At 67.9% G+C, this 18,553-nt stretch carries 17 protein-coding genes and 1 pseudogene; 7 read left to right on the plus strand and 11 right to left on the minus strand.

Going from position 1 to position 18,553, the window contains the following annotated elements; all coding sequences use genetic code 11:
• Positions 1-6 precede the first annotated feature (6 nt).
• From ABGB16_RS26110 to ABGB16_RS26130, 5 genes are read right to left on the minus strand one after another with little or no spacing between them, the layout of a single operon-like run.
• Complete coding sequence (locus tag ABGB16_RS26110) at positions 7-870, minus strand: ABC transporter permease (protein WP_347670734.1); 864 nt, start codon at positions 868-870, stop codon at positions 7-9.
• Positions 871-872: 2 nt separating this feature from the next.
• Entirely contained in the window at positions 873-1,895 is a 1,023-nt protein-coding gene (locus tag ABGB16_RS26115) for an ABC transporter permease (protein WP_347670735.1), read from the minus strand.
• Entirely contained in the window at positions 1,892-3,493 is a 1,602-nt protein-coding gene (locus tag ABGB16_RS26120; protein WP_347670736.1) for an ABC transporter substrate-binding protein, read from the minus strand. The genes ABGB16_RS26115 and ABGB16_RS26120 overlap by 4 nt, the downstream gene beginning before the upstream one ends.
• A gap of 53 nt (positions 3,494-3,546) precedes the next feature.
• On the minus strand, positions 3,547-4,917 hold the full coding sequence (locus ABGB16_RS26125) for a serine hydrolase domain-containing protein (protein WP_347670737.1): 1,371 nt from the start codon (positions 4,915-4,917) through the stop codon (positions 3,547-3,549).
• A complete protein-coding gene (locus ABGB16_RS26130) occupies positions 4,914-5,855 on the minus strand; it encodes a membrane dipeptidase (RefSeq protein ID WP_347670738.1) in 942 nt (313 codons plus the stop codon). Before ABGB16_RS26130 ends, ABGB16_RS26125 begins: the two co-directional genes overlap by 4 nt.
• A 154-nt stretch (positions 5,856-6,009) precedes the next feature.
• On the opposite strand from ABGB16_RS26130, the gene ABGB16_RS26135 reads away from it, so the two are divergent.
• The 6 genes from ABGB16_RS26135 (at position 6,010) to ABGB16_RS26160 (ending at position 11,544) form a co-directional block, all read left to right on the plus strand.
• A complete protein-coding gene (locus ABGB16_RS26135) occupies positions 6,010-6,954 on the plus strand; it encodes a N(4)-(beta-N-acetylglucosaminyl)-L-asparaginase (RefSeq protein WP_347670739.1) in 945 nt (314 codons plus the stop codon).
• Positions 6,951-7,775, plus strand: a complete 825-nt coding sequence (locus ABGB16_RS26140; protein WP_347670740.1) for a M55 family metallopeptidase — start codon at positions 6,951-6,953, stop codon at positions 7,773-7,775. Before ABGB16_RS26135 ends, ABGB16_RS26140 begins: the two co-directional genes overlap by 4 nt.
• 26 nt (positions 7,776-7,801) lie before the next feature.
• A complete protein-coding gene (locus ABGB16_RS26145; protein WP_347670741.1) occupies positions 7,802-8,608 on the plus strand; it encodes an SDR family oxidoreductase in 807 nt (268 codons plus the stop codon).
• Between the two features lie 83 nt (positions 8,609-8,691).
• Positions 8,692-9,372 (plus strand): GntR family transcriptional regulator, encoded by a 681-nt coding sequence (locus ABGB16_RS26150; RefSeq protein WP_347670742.1) that lies wholly within the window; start codon positions 8,692-8,694, stop codon positions 9,370-9,372.
• A gap of 29 nt (positions 9,373-9,401) precedes the next feature.
• Positions 9,402-10,361: an ornithine cyclodeaminase family protein gene (locus ABGB16_RS26155; protein WP_347670743.1), complete on the plus strand. Its 960-nt coding sequence runs from the start codon at positions 9,402-9,404 to the stop codon at positions 10,359-10,361.
• The gene (locus ABGB16_RS26160) at positions 10,351-11,544 is read left to right on the plus strand and encodes an FAD-binding oxidoreductase (RefSeq protein WP_347670744.1); all 1,194 of its coding nucleotides are present in this window, start codon (positions 10,351-10,353) and stop codon (positions 11,542-11,544) included. Before ABGB16_RS26155 ends, ABGB16_RS26160 begins: the two co-directional genes overlap by 11 nt.
• Before the next feature lie 573 nt (positions 11,545-12,117).
• Here the strand turns inward: ABGB16_RS26160 and ABGB16_RS26165 are convergent.
• The 4 genes from ABGB16_RS26165 to ABGB16_RS26180 are packed head-to-tail and all read right to left on the minus strand — an operon-like array spanning position 12,118 to position 16,524.
• Positions 12,118-13,293 carry an acyl-CoA dehydrogenase family protein gene (locus ABGB16_RS26165; RefSeq protein WP_347670745.1) on the minus strand — a complete coding sequence of 392 codons (1,176 nt, stop codon included), beginning with the start codon at positions 13,291-13,293 and terminating at the stop codon, positions 12,118-12,120.
• Entirely contained in the window at positions 13,290-15,506 is a 2,217-nt protein-coding gene (locus tag ABGB16_RS26170) for a thiamine pyrophosphate-dependent enzyme (protein WP_347670746.1), read from the minus strand. The genes ABGB16_RS26165 and ABGB16_RS26170 overlap by 4 nt, the downstream gene beginning before the upstream one ends.
• Positions 15,503-16,024, minus strand: a complete 522-nt coding sequence (locus tag ABGB16_RS26175) for an aldehyde dehydrogenase family protein (protein WP_347670747.1) — start codon at positions 16,022-16,024, stop codon at positions 15,503-15,505. Before ABGB16_RS26175 ends, ABGB16_RS26170 begins: the two co-directional genes overlap by 4 nt.
• On the minus strand, positions 15,943-16,524 hold the full coding sequence (locus tag ABGB16_RS26180; RefSeq protein ID WP_347670748.1) for a Glu/Leu/Phe/Val dehydrogenase dimerization domain-containing protein: 582 nt from the start codon (positions 16,522-16,524) through the stop codon (positions 15,943-15,945). The genes ABGB16_RS26175 and ABGB16_RS26180 overlap by 82 nt, the downstream gene beginning before the upstream one ends.
• A 108-nt stretch (positions 16,525-16,632) precedes the next feature.
• Between ABGB16_RS26180 and ABGB16_RS26185 the strand changes: the two genes are divergently transcribed.
• Positions 16,633-17,544, plus strand: coding sequence for a LysR family transcriptional regulator (locus tag ABGB16_RS26185; RefSeq protein WP_347670749.1), 912 nt, complete (start codon positions 16,633-16,635; stop codon positions 17,542-17,544).
• Between the two features lie 133 nt (positions 17,545-17,677).
• On the opposite strand, the pseudogene ABGB16_RS26190 reads toward ABGB16_RS26185, so the two are convergent.
• Both ABGB16_RS26190 and ABGB16_RS26195 read right to left on the minus strand, forming a co-directional pair.
• Positions 17,678-17,914 (minus strand): annotated as a pseudogene (locus tag ABGB16_RS26190) (IS1634 family transposase); the annotation flags it as partial.
• Between the two features lie 146 nt (positions 17,915-18,060).
• Positions 18,061-18,553: endo alpha-1,4 polygalactosaminidase (locus ABGB16_RS26195; RefSeq protein ID WP_347670750.1), on the minus strand; the 493-nt coding region annotated here is incomplete at its 5' end.

The following is an 18,553-nucleotide window of genomic DNA, read 5'->3' on the forward strand; positions in this document are numbered from 1 at the left end:
CCGCAGTCAACGCGACATGCCTCGGTTCGACATGCGCTCGTAGATCCAGTCGCCCACCAGGTTCATCGACGTCGCGGTCAGGGCCAGCATGAGACCCGGTGCGAGCGCGGCCAGAGGTTGACTGAAGAGCAGGCTCTCGTTCTCTGCCAGCATCAAGCCCCAGTCGGGCGTGCCAGGCGCAACCCCCAGCCCCAGGAAGGAGAGCGCGGCAAGGACGCCGACAGAACTCGCGAAGATGAGAAAGGCATTGGCGAGAGCGGTGGCGGACAGGTTCGGCCAGATGTGGTGCACCATGATGCGTCGGTCCGAGACGCCCAGGACCTTGGCGGCCTCCACATATGGCCGCGGCACCTGCTCCAACGTCGCTCCGCGGATCACGCGCGTGTCGAAGGGCGCCGTGAGCGCGACCATCAGGCCAACTGCCAGCCAGTAGTTCGCTCCCACCGCGGCCGCCACGACGATCAGGACCAACAACGTCGGGACGGACCACATGAAGTCCACCCAGCGCATGATCACCGCATCCACGCGGCCGCCGCGATAACCGGAGACCAGGCCGAGGATGTTGCCGATGATCATGGAACCGAGGGCGATGAGCAGGGGCCCGATGAATGCCGAGCGCGCGCCGACGATCAACCGCGAGAATGTGTCGCGTCCGAGCACGTCCGTGCCCAACAGGTGCGCGGTCGATGGCCCGGCGTTGATGTCGGCGAGGTCCTGCGCAGTTGGGTCCTGGGGCGCAAGAAGAGGTCCGAACAGCACGAGCAGGACGACGATGCCGATGACCACGAACGAGACCGTGACGAGGGTGAGCCTCGGTCGGCGACGCTTGCGCGTAGGCCCGGCGCCGAGTTCCGTGTGCTGCAGGTTCATGCTCAGGCTCCCACCCGAATTCTCGGATCCACCAGCATGTAGACCAGATCAGTCACCAAGGCCGTCAACATGATGAGTGTCGCGGTCAGTAACGTGACTCCTTGGATGACAGGTAGGTCCTTGGCCGTCGCCGACTGCACCAGTAGCTGTCCGAGCCCCTGGACGGAGAAGACCACCTCGATGAGGACGGCACCGATGATCAACCCCGAGAAGATCAGCCCGCTGATGGTGATGACCGGGATCAGGGCGTTCTTCAACGCGTAGGAGAACAGCACGCGGCGATACGCCAGGCCACGGGCTTTCGCGAACACGATGTAGTCCTGGTCGAGGACTCCGATCAGCGCTGACCTCGTGTGCTTGACGACGAAGGCACAACCGCCCAGGGCAAGCGCCAGGGCCGGGAGGGTCAGGTGCCACAGACCGTCGAGGAAGCCTTCGCCCTTGCCGAACGCGGGGAACCAGCCCAAACGGACGGAGAAGAGGTACAAGAGGAATACGGCCAGCACGAAGGTCGGCGTCGACAGCGCGACCACGACTCCTGCGACCGTACTGCGGTCAACCGCTGATCCTTGCTTCAGCGCGGCGAGGATCCCGAGACTGACTCCGAGGACCAGGGTAAGCAGGAATGCGTACAGACCCAGGAGGAGCGTGGTCGGAGCACGAAAACCGATCTCGTCGGTCACGGGCAGGGAGGTCTGGATGGAGGTCCCAAGGTCCAGCCGCACGGCGTTGCCGAGCCAGTGCCAGTACTGCTGGAGAAACGGCTCGTCCAGGTGGTAGCGCTCAGTGAGGGCAGCGACGGCCTCGGGCGTGCGCGGATGGGGACCAAGCAGAGCGTCGATCGGGCTGCCGGGCGCCAGGTAGATGAGCGAGAAGACGGCGAACGAGATCAGAAGGAGCAGCAGCAACAGAATGGCCAACCGGCGAACGATGAACGCCACCAGTCCCCATCGGTCGTTCCGCCGGCACCGACGCCCCGGCGGAACGACCTCGACCTCGTTGGTGCTGCGAATGGCCTGAGTCACGAGGCCTTCTCGATCTCCAGCGCCCAGGGGCCACGGAAACGCCAGAACCCGTCGAAGTGGGGCCAGGCAAACTCCGGGGACAGAGCGGCGGTCGCATCGATCAGGAACAACGGAACGAACGGCACGTCCGCGGCGAAGTCCTGCAGCAGGTCGCCATAGATCGCGAGCCGCTTCGAAGGGTCGCTTTCACGCATTCCATCGGCGATGAGCGCGTCGGTCTGCGGCGTGCTCCAGTTGGTGGCGTTCCAGTTGCCCTGGGTGGCATTGGCGCTGCCGATGCTGTAGCCGAACGCTTCACCCGGATCGGCGGACACGGCACCCCACACGCTGAAACCAGCTCGAATCGCCTTGCGATCCGCGCCGGTGACCTCGGCGGAGTTGGCTTCCGAGGTCTGCACGTCGAGCTTCACGCGGATCCCGATCTCCTTGAGCTGTGCGGCGATCGCCTGGCTCGTCGTCGCGAAGGTCTGACCCGAGTCCGAGACCGACAGAGTCGCATCTGCTCCGTCCGGATACTTCGACTGCGCCATCTCTGCCTTTGCCTTGTCGAGATCGAACGGGTAGTCCGTCACCTTCGCGAGCGTGGCGTCGACGTCGTTCTTGCTCCCGAGCTGTGCGAGCAGCCCTGGCGAGATCAGCGTGTCCAGCGGCTCGGCGTACCCGCCGTACGCCTTGATCAAGGACTCCTTGTCCAAGGCGTAGGCCACCGCGCGCCGCACGTGGACATCGTCCCAGGGCGCCTGGAGGACGTTCATGCTGAAGTTGCCCTGGTCGCCGGGCCCGGGAGCTGTCAGGATCTTGGTTCCGGCGGTAGATGCGAACGAGCGGTTGTCGAATGGGAAGGCCATGTCGATCTCGTGTGCGCGGAACGCGATCGCCTGGCTCGTCTCATTCGAGAAGAACTTGACAGCGATCCGGTCGATGTTGACAGGCCCGCCCCAATAGGCCGTGTTCTTCGAGAGTTCGGCGCCCACCGTCGGATTGAACGAGTCGACCTTCCACGGTCCGGTCCCGACGACTGCCGTTCCGGGCTTACCGAACGTTGCCTTGTGCGCCTCGAAATGGCTCTGCCCGAAGATGCCCATGGACGCTCGAGTGGGCGCCGACGCCCATGCGGCGTTCGGCTCACTGAACTTGATCGTCAGCGTGTAGGGCTCTGTTGCCGTGATGCTCTTCAGAGTCGAGGGAAAGTTATAGGCGTTGGTCGAACCGGGCTGGCGGTAGTAGTTGAGCGAGAACGCCGCGTCGCTCGCCTTCAGCTCGTTGCCGTCAGTGAACTTCACGCCCTTGCGGAGCTGGTAGACGTACGTTGTGGCATCGGGCTGGCTCCACGACTCCGCGAGCCACGGCTTGATCTTGCCGTCGGTGCCGAGTACCAGCAGTGGTTCAAGCGCCAGGCTGCCCACGCCGGATCCGTATCCCGCATTGTTCTTGGTGTAGTCGAGGGTCGATACCTGGGTCGATCCGATGGTGAGCTTGGCGATGGGTCGAGACTTCGACCTTCCATCACTCGGCGCGCGGTCGTTGCTCGAACAGCCTGTTGCGAGGACAGCGAGGGCCACGGCTACGACAGCGGCGATGCCAGATCGCTTTATCATGTGCTTCTGTCTCCTTCTTGGGAGTGGGTACCGCACCGCGTGATGGACATCGGTCAGCCCGCCTGGTGGTGGACGCGGGGCACCGCGCGGCGGTGGAGACGCAACCAGCCGACGGTGTCGTCGCTGCGTCGCAGCAAGCTCGCCTCCTGCTCGGAAGGGGTTCCGGGCGACATGAGCAGCGTGTCGCCGGTGGCTCGCTCGACCGGAACGATCCAGGGCTCTACGGAAGTCGGTGGGTCCATGTCCTCGAGCCAGTCCCCCAGCACGCTTCCGCTCAGGGTCCTGCCACTGTCGTCCTCGCGGATCTCATAGCGGTCGAGCATGGTCTCGTATGCGCCGGTGCAATCCTCGAGCGAGCTCTCCGGCAACCGTGTGGCGTGAGCATCCTCGATGCCGAAGTAGGCCTGCTTGACCCACGCGAGCAGCTCGTGCGCAGCTAGCCAGCCGCCGCTGCCGTTGGTGAGTACGGCGATCGCGAAGGAGCGCTCCGGCAGCATCGCGAGCAGGGCCGGCTGGCCGTTCGCGCCCCCGCCGTGCTCGACCACCCGGTCCTCACCGTCCCCGGCGAGCCACCACCCCAGCCCGACGCTCGGAGTGTCCGCCGCTGGGCCGTTGGGCAGCTGGGCCGCGAGGCGAAGGCTGTCGCCGAGGAGGGTGCCACCTTCGAGCTGAAAACGCGCGTAGGACAACAAGTGGTTGACGCTGGCGACGATCCCGCCGACCGGATTCGAGCTGCGTGGCATCGCCCAGGGACGCGCGATCATCGTGCGCCCGTCGCGCCGGGTATGACCTACGGCGAAGTTGCGGTGCAGGAGTTCATGGGCGAAGAAGCATGCGCCCTCCAGCTCAAGCGGTTCCAGGATCGACCGACGGATCACCTGCTCGAAGGGTGCTCCTTCCACGACCTCGAGCACGCGACCCAGCGGATAGAACGCGGCATTGTTGTAGGACCACATCTGCCCGATCGGCGTCGTCTGGGGCAGCTCGGACATGCGGCCGACCATCGCGGCCAACGCATCGTCGCCCCAGCCTGTGTTGGCGAAGAACTCCCCTTCCCACCCGCACGAGTGGGTCATGCAGTCACGCAGAGTGACCGTTGCTGATATGTCGGCGTCTCGGACGGCGAAGTCGGGAATGAACCGGCGGATGGGATCGTCCAGATCGATGTGGCCCTGCTCGAGCTGCTGAAGCAGGGCCGTGACGGTGAAGGTCTTGGTGATCGAGCCGATCTGGAACAGCGTGTCGCCGGTGACGGGAAGGGGATGCTCGATGTTGGTGACCCCGAGTCCAGCGCTCGCGGCAGCACTGTCGTGAAGGACACCGATCGCCATGCCCGGGACGTCGCCGCGCGACATGGCACGCCGTGCCTGCTCGATCAGCTCGGGATTCAGCTCACCGCCGGCGTGTACGGGACGGTCGCTCATGGGAACGCCAACTCGAACACGCGCATCCAGTTCGCTCCCAGGATGCCGTTGATCTCCTGGTCGGCGTACCCTCGCGCGCTCATGCGCTGGGCGAGCGCATCGATCGACCGTGGATTCTCGATGCCTTGCGGGTAGTTCCACGGCGGCGGTGGGTAGTCGTCGGTGGTCCAGTCCCCGCTGTCGACCATCTCCTCGTACTCGGCCGAGGTGATCGTGCAGTAGTCCAACCCCAAGCCGACATGACCAGGGCCGACGAGGCTGTCGATGTGGACCATGTGGTCGATGAACTGATCGAGCGTGGGTGCGGCATCGCTCGATACGAAAGCGGGGAACCCGTTCATTCCGACGATTCCCCCTGATGCCGCGATGCCCTTGATGATCGAGTCAGGCAGGTTGCGCGGATGGGCGTGCACGGCATGCGCGTTCGAGTGCGAAGCGACACAGGGCCCCGATGACAGCTCCAGCGCCTCGGCGCAGGAACGCCAGCCGGTGTGGGCGAAATCGGCCAGGATGCCCAATCGGTTCATCTCGGCGATCATGCGCCGTCCGACTGCGCTCAAGCCTTCGTCGACCGGGTCGAGCGCCCCGCCAGCGACCGGGCTGGTCCGGTTGTACGCCAGGCCGAACATCCGCACCCCGAGTCGCCAGAACACCTCCACCAGATCGGGATTCCCGCCCAGTAGGTGCGTGGTCTGGAAGTGCAGGAGGACCGCAAGCTGGCTCTGCGCGGCTGCGTGACGCATCTCCGCCGCGGTCAGCACCAGCTGAAGGCGGTCAGTCTCGCGGAGGCGTCGGTGGACCTCGCCTAGCGCCGCGACCGCAGAGGCGGGCGCGCTTCCACCGCCGACGCTCAGCACGCAGGCAGTGAAGCCACCCTCGATCCAGTCCTGGTAGCCGGACCACCACGAGTCCGGCGTACAGGTTCCGTCGACGATCACAGCGACTCCCTCTTACTGTGTCCTCCGCCACGCTATTGCTTCGAGAGGTAAGGTGTAATACCTTACTGGCACCGTGTCAAGGGTTCTGCGAACACCGGCCACAGAGGCATCGCGAGGATCCGCCAGCGCAACACCGAGGACGACAAGGAATCCCGTGCAACCGGTAGTGATCGGCAGCGAGCGCAGTGAGGTCGGACTTCCCCGCGCGATGGAGATCCTCGCCGCGGGCGGATCGGCGCTCGATGCTGTTGAGGCGGGCCTGATCCTGTGCGAGGACAATCTCGCGGACCACTACGTCGGCACCGGCGGCCTGCCCAATGCCATGGGCATCGTAGAGCTGGATGCCTCGATCATGGTCGGCTCCACGCGTCAGTTCGGTGCCGTCGGTGCCGTGCGTTCCTACCCCAACCCCATCTCGATCGCCCGACGCGTCTTGGAGCGACTACCGCAGCACTGCCTCCTGGTCGGCGAAGGCGCCGAGCGGTTCGCTGACGAGAACGGCTTCCAGAAGGCCGAGCTGCTCACCGAGGAAGCAAGAGCCCTCTTCGTCTCCGGACTGAGGCCCTCGACCGACTCGGTCGAGGGCGACGCCACCCCGGCGCAGAAGGGCGACGCTCGGTATCGAGAGACGGCTCTCCGCCTCGTGCACAGGCTCAACCCGCCCGATGGCCCCTGGGGAACCATCGACATCCTGGCATTGGACCGCGCCGGTGAACTGGTTGTCGGCGTCTCGACCAGCGGGTACCCGTGGAAGTACCCGGGACGCGTCGGGGATTCGGCGCTCCCCGGCGCCGGCAACTACGCCGACATCCGGTACGGCGGAGCGGCCTGCACCGGTCGTGGCGAGCTGAGCATGCGTGCCGTGGGCGCTCGCACTGTGGTGAGCGCGCTGGCGCGTGGCCTGGACCCCGACGAAGCCTGTCGCCACATGCTCGAGGATGCCGCAACGCTGCCCGATGACTTCCGAGCGGAGCTGCGCTGCCTGGCGCTTACGCCGGACGGTCGCCACGGAGCCGCGGCGGGCAAGCCTGGCGGGTACTACGTCGTCATGACCGAGTCCTCCACCGGACCCGAGCTCCATCCCAGGGCGATGCTGTGAAGGTGTTCGTTTCCTCCGACATGGAGGGGGTGGCAGGGGTGGTCGACTGGGAACAGGTCAGTGCCGGCGGCCCCCGGTACGAGTACTTCACGCAGTTGCTGACCGGTGAGATCAACGCCGCGATCGAAGGCGCGATCGCGGCGGGTGCCACGGAGTTTGTCGTCAACGACGCCCACTCCAAGATGAGCAACATCAAACCGGACTCGCTCGCTGGCAACGCTCGGTACCTCTCCGGTCGCTACAAGCCTATGTACATGATGGAAGGACTCGACGACTCCTTCGACGCGGTGTTCCTGATCGCCTACCACGGCTCCATGAGCGCGACCGGGTCAGCCCTGTCACACACCTACTTCCGGCCGGCGATCGCGGAGGTCCGCATCAACGGAGTCATCGCGGGCGAGTCGGGAGTCAACGCGCTGGTCGCTGCGGCGCACGGCGTACCGATTCTTCTCGTGACGGGGGACGAGGCCACCGCCGTGGAGACCGCTTCCTTCGCGCCGCGGGTGCGGGCGGCGGTCGTGAAACGGTCGGTGAGTCGCTTCGCGGCCGAGTCCCTGCACCCCCAGTCGGCTCGAGACCTCATCCGCGAGACCGCACATCAGGCCGTGTCCGATGCTGAGGCGGCAACACCACCGCAGTTCGCGGCTCCCTTGACAATGGACATCGCCTTCCACACGTCCGACTACTGCGAGCTCGCGGCCCGCGTGGCGGGGGTCGAACGCACGAGTTCGCACACGGCCGTCCTCCGCGCCGACGATCCCCTCACGCTCTACCGCTGCTTCGTCACGGTAGTGCTGCTCTGTCGCGGGTTGGTCGAATGACGCCGGCCCGCTCCGAAAGGATCGTGATGACGCGACTCACCGGACGCACTGCGATGGTCACCGGGGCCGGCAACGGGATCGGCAGGGCGATCGCGACCACGCTGGGCCGAGCTGGAGCGAACGTGGTCGTGGTCGACGTTCTCGGCGACGACGCGGAGCGCACCGCACGTGAGATCACGGCCGACGGCGGCGCCGCCATTTTCGATCAGGTGAACATCGCCGAACCCAAACAGGTGGAGGGACTCGTCGAACGCGCAGTGGGCAGCTTCGGCGGCATGGACATCATCGTCAACAATGCGGGCGTCGGCGGCACCAAGGCGCGATTGCACGAGGTTGAGCCTGAAGACTTCGCGCGCGTGCTCACGGTCAACATCGGTGGCACTTTCAACTGCACGAAGTACGCCTTGCCTCATCTGATGTCCTCCAAGCACGGCGGCGCCGTTGTCAACATCGCATCGACGTACGGCCTGATCGGGGCTCCGCTGGCTGCGGCCTACTGCTCCTCGAAGGCCGCGATCATCAACCTGACTCGTCAACTGGCTGTCGATTACGGCCCTGAGGGCGTGCGCGTCAACGCGATCTGTCCCGGATACATCGACACCGGGCTGGGCCGGCGCGGACCCACCTTGACCACGGAGCAGTTCACGGTCGCAACTGAGATCCGGGAACGGGCGGCCGCGCGACAACCGCTCGGGCGGCAGGGCACCGTGCAGGAGGTGGCCGACGTCGCATTGTTCCTCGTATCGGACTCGTCCACGTTCATGACCGGATCGATCCTCGCCGTAGATGGCGGCTGCCTGACAACGTTCAACTACGGCGATGCGAGCAACTGAACAGTGGGAGCCACGACATCGCATAGGTTGAGCCGGCGGCAACGTGCACTCGGCCACAGACCATCGATTCAGAGAGGCCTGGCATGACCACACCTTCGATCCCGGGGCTGTCCGAGGTCGCCCGCATTCCACTTCGGGACCAGTGCGGCCAGGCGCTCCGAGCGTTGATCATCTCCGGCGGGCTGCGCGCGGGCGAGCTTCACTCGATCGGGTCCGTCGCAAACCAGCTCGCCGTCTCGATTACGCCGGTTCGCGAAGCGCTGCTGGACCTCGCGCGAGACGAGCTCGTCGAGATGGTGCGCAACCGGGGATTCCGTGTCGTGACGCTCACCGACGCCGACCTCGACGAGCTGATGGATTTACGCATGATGCTGGAGGTGCCCGGAGTCGCGCGGGTCGCGGCGATGGGCCTGACACCGGACCTGACGGCGCTACGGGAGATAGCCGCGGAGACCACCGAGTTCGCGGTCCAGGGAGACATGGTCAACTTCGTCGCGCGGGACCGTGACCTTCACTTGGGGATCCTGGAGCTCACCGGCAACGCACGACTCGTCAAGACCGTGGGTCTGCTGCGCGACCAGGTGCGCCTCTACGGTCTTCAACAGGTCGCCGGTTCACCCGCGTTCCTGCACTCCGCTCAGGAGCACGCAGAGCTCCTGGATCTCATCGAGGCGGGCAAACCCGATGCAGCCTCGGATCTGATGAGAAGGCACTTGATGCACACGCGTGGCCTCTGGGCGGGCCGGGACGAGAGCCCGCAGTGAAAGAAGGTAGTGCTATCAGGCACGTTCAGATGATCGATCAGCCGGCCACCCTTCCGTTCCTCACGTCGCCCTCCGTACGAGCGCAGGTCTCGCTCAGTGCAGCCTGCGTGGCCGTACGCGAGGCGGTGATGGCCAGCGCGGACGGCGTCGTCGAACAGCCCCTCCGTCTATCCCTGGGAGACGGACGACTCCTCGTGATGGCCGCCCGGAGCTCCGTCGACGGACACGCGGTAGTGAAGGTGCTGCGGGTCAGCGCGCACGCCGACACCGAATCGGCCCGGCTGACGACTGTAGACGGCCTCATCCTCTGGCTCGACGGCTCGGGCAAAGCGATCTGGAGTGCTGACGCAGCCGGGCTCACCCTCCTCCGCACCGCTGCCATGGTCAGTCTCGCGACAGACGTGCTCGCGCCCCCCGGCGCGACCAGACTCGCGATCCTGGGCGCCGGCCACCTGGCCGGCGAGCAGGTGGCGGCGGTCCGCCTGGTGCGCCCGATCAGCGAGGTGCGTATCTGGAATCGCACAGTCGAGCGCGCTGAGCGCTTGGTCGCTGATCTCAGCGCGAACACTCCTGGCGTCACCTTCGAGGTGATCCGCGACGCCGACGAGGCCGTGTCAACGGCGCAGGTCGTCTGCTGTGCAACGGCGTCCACGAGGCCGCTGTTCGACGCCGCGTCCTTGGCGAGCGAGGTCCACGTCAACGCTGTCGGGTCCTACCGTGCCGACATGGCCGAGCTTTCCGGTGATCTGCTCGCACGAGCGACTGACATCGTCGTCGACGACGTACAGGGTTGCCTTGCCGAGGCCGGCGAGATAATCGCCGCGATCCGCGTCGGCGCCCTCCACGCCGACCAGCTGCGCTCGCTGGCGGCCGCGCTCGCCCAGCCGCAGCAGCGTTGCGGACAGACGGTGTTCAAGTCGGTGGGCATGGCGGTGTCCGATCTCGCCGTCGCACGGTTGCTCGCCCCGGGCCTCGGCGATGACCACTAGGCGGGCCATCGTCGTAGGAGGCGGGATCGTCGGCCTCTGCACGGCCTGGTTCCTCCAGCAGGACGGCTTCGAGGTGACCGTGCTGGAGAGGGAGTCAGTGGGCGCTGGGAGCTCCTGGGCGAATGCCGGCTGGGTGATGCCGGCGCGCGCCGTCCCCCTGACCGAGCCGGGCACGGTTCGCGAGGGGCTGCACGGGCTGTTCCGAAGCAGCCATCCTTTCTCGGTCAGCTCCTGGTCGGACCCCAGCATGTGGTGGTTCCTGACACGCTTCGCAGCCAACTGCACCCGTCGCCGCTGGGAGGCTGCGCGGCACGCCATGAGCGGGCTGAACGGCCGATGCCTTGAGGCGTTCGACCAGCTGGCGGCGCACGGTGTCACGGGCTCCGTCATTCACAGCCCCATCCTGGTCGGGTACCGCGACCGAGGTGCTGCGAGACACTTTCCTGTCGGTCCTGACCTGATCGAGCTCTCCGTCGAGGCGGCTCAGCACAAGGCCCCGCAGCTCGGCTCGGCGATCCAGTCAGTCGTGGAGCTCATCGACACGCGGCACGTGGATCCAGCGGCCTTCCTCGCCGACCTGTCGCACGCCGTGAAGGAGCGCGGCGGCTGCATCAAGGCCCGCAATGTGGTCGAAATTCGACCCGGTGTCCGCGTCGTGACGCACGTCGACACCATCAAGACCGATGTCGCGGTGATCGCCACGGGTTCCCGGCTCAGCACCCTCACCAGACCTCTGGGGGTGCGGACACCCGTCCGGGCGGGGCGCGGCTACTCCTTCACGGTCGCGACCGACGTACCCGCTCCGCATCCCATCTACCTCCCCGAGCAACGGCTCGCCTGTACCCCGGTTGCGGGGGGTCTGCGGATCGCGGGGATCATGGAGTTCGCGCCCGAGTCCGCACCCGCACGAGAAGGCCGCCTCGATGCGATGGCACGCGCGGCCGCGGGCGTTCTTCGCGGAGTGGACTGGAGCACGCGAGCGCACGAATGGGTCGGGTCGCGGCCCATCACCTCCGATGGGATTCCCGTGGTCGGCAGCACCAGAATCGACGGTGTCTACGTCGCCGGTGGTCATGGCATGTGGGGAGTGACCCAGGGACCCGCAACGGGCATGCTCCTCGCTCGCCAGATCGCTACCGGTGAGCCGGCATCCGAACTGCTCGCGCTCGACCCGCTTCGCTGACTGAGCGCGTCGGCCCGTAATGGGATCCGAACCTGCCTCGGTGTTCGCGCAGTAGACGGCGGATGACCAGTTCCCGGATTGGCAGGTGATCGAGTCAAGCGGTCTGCCCGGGGCTCGCGCCAGCCCGCCGGAGGACGTCGCGTACCGCTGCCGCGATCGTGGCGGGCGTGCCGACGACGCCGGCCTCGCCGGCCCCCTTGACGCCCCGGGGCATTGCGCGCCGTCCGGATTCGATGATGCGCACCGTGACATCGGGTGCGTCCCGGGCGGTGGGGATCCGATACTGCAGGAGGGACTCCGCCGTCGGGCTGCCCGCCCCGTCGTGCGCAGCGCCTCGGTCAGCGCGATGCCGAGGCCGTGCACGGTGCCGCCGGTCAGCTGGCCGACCACTCCCGGGCGGTCGATCGCCGCGCCGCAGCCGTACGCCACGATGGTGGACCGTGAGGAAGGCAAGCATATGCAGCGGGCGCGGGCGGCGGGGTTGTTCGTTACCGGTTGATCCGTCCGGATGGACGGCGCGCTGCGGATTTCCGCCCGCTGACCGGGCCACCGGCAGGCCGAATGCCTGCGCGGTCACCGGAACGCGTTGTGCCCGGTCAGAGCCTTTCCGATCGTCAGCTGGTGGATTTCCGTGGTGCCCTCGTAGGTCAGTACGGACTCCAGGTTGTTCGCGTGCCGCATGATCGGGAACTCGTGCGTGATTCCCGCCGCGCCGAGGATCGTGCGGCACTCGCGGGCGATGGCGATGGCCTCGCGGACGTTGTTGAGCTTGCCGAGGCTGACCTGCTCGGCCCGGATGCCTCCGGAGTCCTTGAGCCGGCCGAGGTGCAGCGCGAGCAGCATGCCCTTGCCCAGCTCGAGGGTCATGTCGGCGAGCTTGAGCTGCGTCGCCTGGAAGGCGGCCAGGGGACGGCCGAAGATCTCCCGGTCGCCGGCGTAGGCGAGGGCCGTCTCGAGGCAGTCCCGTGCGGCGCCGAGCGCGCCGAAGACGATGCCGTACCTGGCCTCGTTGAGGCATGACAAAGGCCCGGACAGGCCCTGGGCGCCGGGCAGCATCGCGGAGGCGGGCAGGCGCACCTCGTCCAGCACGAGCTCGCTGGTCACCGACGCGCGCAGCGACATCTTCCGCCTGATCTCCGGAGCCGAGAATCCGGGCGTGCTGGTCGGTATCACGAACCCGCGGATGCCGTCCGGCGTCTTCGCCCACACGACGGCCACGTCTGCGATGCTGCCGTTGGTGATCCACATTTTGTTTCCGTTCAGCACCCAGTCCGCGCCTTCCTGCGGTCCGGCCCGGCGGGCTGTGGTGCGCATGCCGTCCGGGTTGGAGCCGAAGTCGGGTTCCGTGAGGCCGAAGCAGCCGATGGCCTCGCCGGCCGCCATGCGGGGCAGCCAGGCGTCCTTCTGCTCCGGTGAGCCGAACCGGTGGATGGCGAACATCGCGAGCGAGCCCTGCACTGACACGAGCGAGCGCAGGCCGGAGTCGCCGGCCTCGAGCTCAAGGCAGGCGAGCCCGTACGCGGTGGCGCTGGTGCCGGCGCAGCCATAGCCCTCGATGTGCATGCCGAGCACGCCTAGGGTGCCGAGCTCCTTGGCGAGCTCGCGGGCCGGCAGGGTGCCGGCCTCGTACCAGTCGGCGATCCCCGGGCGGATGCGATCGGCGACGAACTGCCGTACGACATCCCGGATGGCCGCGTCGTCGGGGTGGAGCAGCGTCTCGGCGTCGAACAGCGCGAGGGGGGTCGTCATGTCGTGTTCCTTTCGACCAGAGGCGTGCCCGGGGACTCGGCGCACAGGCCGCGGGCCGCCGCGAGGATCTGCGGTTCCGACAGCAGGACCGCAGTGGCCGCTGGTCCGAGGGGGATGAAGGAGTCGTCGCTGTTGACCCGGGCGACGCGGCCCCGGTACCCGTTGTCGTTGAGCACGGCGACCACGGCCTCGGACACACCACCGGCGCGGCGCGTTTCGTCGACGACCAGCACCCGGGTGAACCGCCGTGCTTCCGCCACGATGTCCGCGGCCGGCAGCGGTGCCAGCCAACGCAGGTCAAGGACGGTGCAGTGGATCGACTGCTCCGCGAGGCGCCCCGCGACCCGCAGGCTCATCGGCAGGCCGTTGCCGAAGGTGACGATCAGCAGGTCGCGGCCCGAGCCGTGAAGACTGACCCGGCCGAACGCGTCACCGCCCGGCGAGACCGACGCCGCCGAGCGCGGCACCGTCCACAGGCTGTCGCCGGGCCGATGCAGGTCGCGGGTGGAATAGAGGGCGATCGGTTCGAGAAAGACGCACACCCGGCCCTCATCGCGAGCCAGGGCGACGCAGGTGCGCAGCAGCTCCCCGGCCTCGGCCGGATGGCTTGCCACGGCGATGACGACGCCCGGGATGTCGCGCAGGACCGCGACGGAGTTGTCGTTGTGGAAGTGGCCGCCGAACCCGCGCTGGTAGGCGAGCCCGGCGATCCGCACGACCAGACCGTTGCGGAACTGGCCGTTGGAGAAGAAGGCCAGGCTGGCCGCCTCGCCGCGCAACTGGTCCTCTGCGTTGTGCAGGTACGCCAGGTACTGGATCTCCGGTATCGGCAGCAGGCCCGACAGCGCGGCGCCGAGCGCGGCGCCGAAAATGCTCTGCTCGTCCAGGATGGTGTCGAAGACCCGACCGCTGCCGAAGCGTTTCCGTAAGCCCCGGGTAATCCCGTAGACGCCGCCCTTCGCGGCGACGTCCTCACCGAAGACCACCGCCTCGGGCCGCTCGGCGAGCACGCCGGCGAGCGCGGCGTTGATGGCCTGGGCCAGTGTCGCGGTCGGCTCGCCGGCGGGCGCCGGCGCGCCGAGCGGCCGGCGGGGCGGCGGGGTGGCGGCGACGGGCGGGAACGCGATCGGGGCCATGACCTGCGCTGCGTCGTCGAGCCGTTTCCCACCGAGCAGCGCTCTGGCTTGGGACATCACTTCGGCGCGGGTGGCCTCGTACCGGTCCAGGATGCCGGTCGGCGTCGCGAGCCGGCGCTGGACGAGACGGCGGGCCGTGGCCAGCAGCGGGTCACGGGCGTAGTCGCGGACGATCTCGGTTCGCGACCGGTAGGCAAGCTCCGCGTCGGAGCCGGCGTGTCCCATGTACCGTACCGTCTTCAGGTGGAGGATCGCCGGCCGCCACTCGGCCCGCACCGCCGCAGCGACGTCGCGGGCCGTGGCCAGCGTCAGCTCCGGCTCGGCCCCGTCGACGCGGGCATACCGGATGCCCGGGTAGCGGGCCAGCGCGTGCTCCATCCAGCCGGGCGGCGACTTGGTGCTGATGCCGATGCCGTTGTCCTCGCAGACGATCAGCAGGGGCACAGGCAGTCCCTGGTGTGTGCACCAGGCCGCCGCGTTCAGCGCACCGACCGTGGTCGAATGGTTGGCCGAGGCGTCACCGAAGCTGGTGACGACGACTGAGTCGGCTGGCCACCGGGTCGTGACCCCGAGCGCCGCGGCCCGACAGATCGAAAACGCCAGCCCGACGGCCCGCGGCAGGTGCGAGCCGATCGTCGAGGTCTGGGGGATGATGCCGTAGGCGGGATGGCCGAAGACCTTGTGCCGCCCACCGGAGATCGGATCGTCGGCCACCGCCATAAGGCCACGCAACACGTCGGCGATCGGCGTCGATGCCGGAACCTGACGGGCCCTGGCCGCGAAGAACCCGCCGGACCGGTAGTGCAGCAGAGCCGGGTCGGTGGGGCGCAACGCCATGGCGACCGCGGCATTGCTCTCGTGCCCGGCCGAGCCGATGGTGTAGAAGCCCTCGCCCCGTTCCTGCAACCAGCGCGCCGCGAAGTCGAGGTGGCGGCTCTGCACCTGCGCATCGAAGTAGGCCCACAGCACGTCGGGCGACGCGGCCGCACGGTCACCGTCCGGGCGGTCGGCACCGTCCGGCTCGCTCGTCCACGACGTGACCTGCCGGACGAAGTGCTCGTCAACAGACTCGATCATCGATGGGCTCCGGGTGCCTCAGGACAGGCGGTAGTCGAGGACGACAGCCCGTAGCCGGGCAGATTGGCCAGCCGGATCGCCTCGGACAGGTCGCGGTAGGCCAGCACGCCGACGATCGGGCCGAACGTCTCGGAGCGGAACAGCTCGTCGTCCGGCCGCACCCCGGAGACGATGGTCGGGTGGTAGAAGATCCCGGCCCCGGGGTCTTTCACGAATCCTGGCCGGGGCTTCGCGGCGGTGATCCTGCTGATGCGCGGCGACCCGTGGGCCGGGTGGTGCGGGCGGATCCAGCCGAGGTACTCCTCGAACCGCTCGGCGAAACGCCGGTCGAGCATCGGCCCGTAGAGAACCGGCGCGAACGGGTCGCCGATGGCCGCCTCCTCGACCGCCGCGCTGAACCGGGCAAGGAACTCGTCGTGCCAGGACTCGTGCACGATCACGGTGCCCAGCGACGTGCAGCGCTGGCCGGCGGTGCCGAAGCCGGAGAAGAGCGCGCCCCCGCAGGCAGCCACGCACACGCGGCGTCGGCGGCCTCGGCCACGCCGTAGCCGGTGATGCCCAGCTCGTCGTAGGGCAGGCCGCCGAGCTCGGCCGGGGTGCCGACGGCCGCCGCCCGGCCCAGCTCGTCGGTCACGATCGCGGCGTCGTTCTCGGTCAGGCCCATGTCGAGTCCGAACACGTACTCCTGCGGAATCTCATTGTGCAGGCGCTGCACGAACGAGCGGAGGATCTGCTCCTTGTTCGCCGCCGCCGGATCGGCCCGGATGCCCGCCTTGGCCCCGCCGAACAGCAGGTCTACGGCGGACCACTTCCACGTCATCGTGCCGGCCAGGCGGGCCACCTCGGTGACGGTGAGTGTCGGGCTCATCCGGGTGTGCCCCATGCCCACTCCCCGCGTGGTGTTGTCGATGACCAGCACCCCGCGCATGCCCAGCCGCTGATCCTGAACGCGGACCACCTTCTCCGGGCCCCACTCGTTCATCTCGGCGAGCATGTCGCCGGTACTCCCGTTGCGCATCGTCCAGCCTCCAACGGTACTGCTCGTCCGGCCACGCTCTCAGCCTCCGGCGGGTTCGGGGAAGACTCGGAGCAGACGATCTCGACCTGGCCAGCGTAAGATCTACTTATGCTTAACGTGCATCATCTGCGCACCCTCGCGGAGGTGGTGCAGAGCGGTTCGTTCGCTGCGGCCGCGGAGTCGCTGGGGTACACGGCCTCGGCCGTCTCGCAGCAGATGAGCGCCCTGGAACGGGCGGCGGGCGTGGTGTTGTTCGAGCGAGGACCCCACAGCGCCCGTCCCACCGCGGCCGCCCATCGGCTGGCCGGGCGCAGCGCCGGCCTGCTGAGCCAGCTGGAGTCCGTGGAACGCGATGCCCGGGCGCTCGCCGCGGGGGCGGCGGGCGCCATCCACCTCGGGAGCTTCCCCACCGCCGGTGCCAGCATCGTCCCGGGGGCGCTGGCCCGGCTGCTGCGCCGCCACCCCGAGGTGGCGGTCCTGCTGGACGAGGGGGAGCCGGACGAGCTGCTGCCCGCGCTGCTCAGCGGGGCGATCGACATCGCCGTCGTGTACCAGTACCCGCTCGTCCCGCGGTCGTGGCCGGCCGGGCTCACGGCGGTACCGCTGCAGGACGACCCGCTCATGATCATGATCAGTCGAGCGCACCCGGTCGCGGCCCGCGCCGATTGGGGCCTTGCTGATCTCGGCGACGAGCAGTGGATCGCGAGCAAGGAAAGCTCCGCCGGCTCGCGCAACCTGGTGCGCCTTTGCGCCGATGCCGGGTTCAGTCCGAGCATCGCCTTCCGCAGCAACGACTACCAGGTGGTTCGCGAGCTCGTGCGGGCTGGCCTCGGGGTCGCGGTCGTGCCGACGCTCGCCCGCGGCGTCAACGAGGGCCTTGAGCTGCGCCAGGTCCTCGGGCCGGCTGCCGAGCCGGTCTCGCGTCAGGTATTGGCTCTGTACCGGTCCGACCGCCGCGACCCGGTGGTGGGGCCGGCCGTCACGGCGCTCAGGCAGTCCGCGCGATCCCGGCGTCGCTGACGTCGCGGTTCGACGCGGCCGTGCGCCGGTCGCGGTAGGGCAGCATGAATTCGGGGATCTCGCGGACCTGGGCCCGCCCGGTTCCGTCGGCCCCGATGCGCTCCAGACACGACAGGTGTTCGTCCATCTCCTGCTCCTCCAAGACCCGCAGGCTGTCCTGCTTGCTGGTCGGCTCGATGATCCGGGCCAGCACGAGCTGACGGAACACCTCGTCACCACGGGCCGCCTCATCGAAGCCCAACCCGTCATAGCCGCGGCACAGCGCATCCCATAGGTGCCCTATCCGCGAGCCGGCGATTTCTAGCGGGCCGCCCGCGTCCGGGCTGTCGTCCAGCCCCAGGTGCAACGCGCCCTGACCCGCGGACAACCGCGAGATAAGTAGTTCCTGCCCCAGCAGCCCTCCTAGGAGTAGCCCGTTGATGCTCACGGCGGGCGATCGCGGCTGGGCCGAGTAACGGCGAGGCGGCAAAGCGCCGGCGGATCTCGATGGATCCGCCGGCGCTTCGATGACGGGATTCAGCGGCACGGGCGATAGACGGAGTCGTCCAGGTCGAGTGAGAAGAGCACGCCGTTTATGTTGGCCGCGTTGGCAGCCGCGCAGAAGGCGGTCGAGGAGCCGTATTCCGCGTGGAAGACCGGCTTGCCCGCAGCGATGAACGTCTGGTAGCGGCCGCACTCGTTGTACCGGCTGCATTCCTCGTTGAGCGCCATGTCGAAGTAGTCGACGAGATCGTCGATCTGGTCGATGTCGTTTTTCAACACCGTGCTCAGGCCACGGGCGTGGGCGGTGTCGGCGAGGAACCGGTTGTACGCGAGTTGGTCGGCGGCGGTGAGCGGAAACCCGGTCTGGTTGACGTAGCCGTCTACGTTGTCGAACTCGATAGCGTCGAACCCCTTCGTCCGGCACATGTCGATACGTGCCGTCATGATGCGGGCCAGCGGGCTCCTGGGACTGATCTCGCGGATGTCGAGCCACCGTTCGTCGGGCCAACCGTCGAGGTTCCGGCCG

The sequence above is a fragment of the Micromonospora sp. B11E3 genome (assembly GCF_039871625.1).
GTDB lineage: Bacteria > Actinomycetota > Actinomycetes > Mycobacteriales > Micromonosporaceae > Micromonospora.

Coding starts and splice junctions, on each gene's coding strand:
- ABGB16_RS26110 (WP_347670734.1), bottom strand. CDS start 870: ATGAACCTGCAGCACACGGAACTCGGCGCCGGGCCTACGCGCAAGCGT.
- ABGB16_RS26120 (WP_347670736.1), bottom strand. CDS start 3,493: ATGATAAAGCGATCTGGCATCGCCGCTGTCGTAGCCGTGGCCCTCGCT.
- ABGB16_RS26125 (WP_347670737.1), bottom strand. CDS start 4,917: ATGAGCGACCGTCCCGTACACGCCGGCGGTGAGCTGAATCCCGAGCTG.
- ABGB16_RS26145 (WP_347670741.1), top strand. CDS start 7,802: ATGACGCGACTCACCGGACGCACTGCGATGGTCACCGGGGCCGGCAAC.
- ABGB16_RS26150 (WP_347670742.1), top strand. CDS start 8,692: ATGACCACACCTTCGATCCCGGGGCTGTCCGAGGTCGCCCGCATTCCA.
- ABGB16_RS26155 (WP_347670743.1), top strand. CDS start 9,402: ATGATCGATCAGCCGGCCACCCTTCCGTTCCTCACGTCGCCCTCCGTA.
- ABGB16_RS26160 (WP_347670744.1), top strand. CDS start 10,351: ATGACCACTAGGCGGGCCATCGTCGTAGGAGGCGGGATCGTCGGCCTC.
- ABGB16_RS26165 (WP_347670745.1), bottom strand. CDS start 13,293: ATGACGACCCCCCTCGCGCTGTTCGACGCCGAGACGCTGCTCCACCCC.
- ABGB16_RS26170 (WP_347670746.1), bottom strand. CDS start 15,506: ATGATCGAGTCTGTTGACGAGCACTTCGTCCGGCAGGTCACGTCGTGG.
- ABGB16_RS26180 (WP_347670748.1), bottom strand. CDS start 16,524: ATGCGCAACGGGAGTACCGGCGACATGCTCGCCGAGATGAACGAGTGG.
- ABGB16_RS26185 (WP_347670749.1), top strand. CDS start 16,633: ATGCTTAACGTGCATCATCTGCGCACCCTCGCGGAGGTGGTGCAGAGC.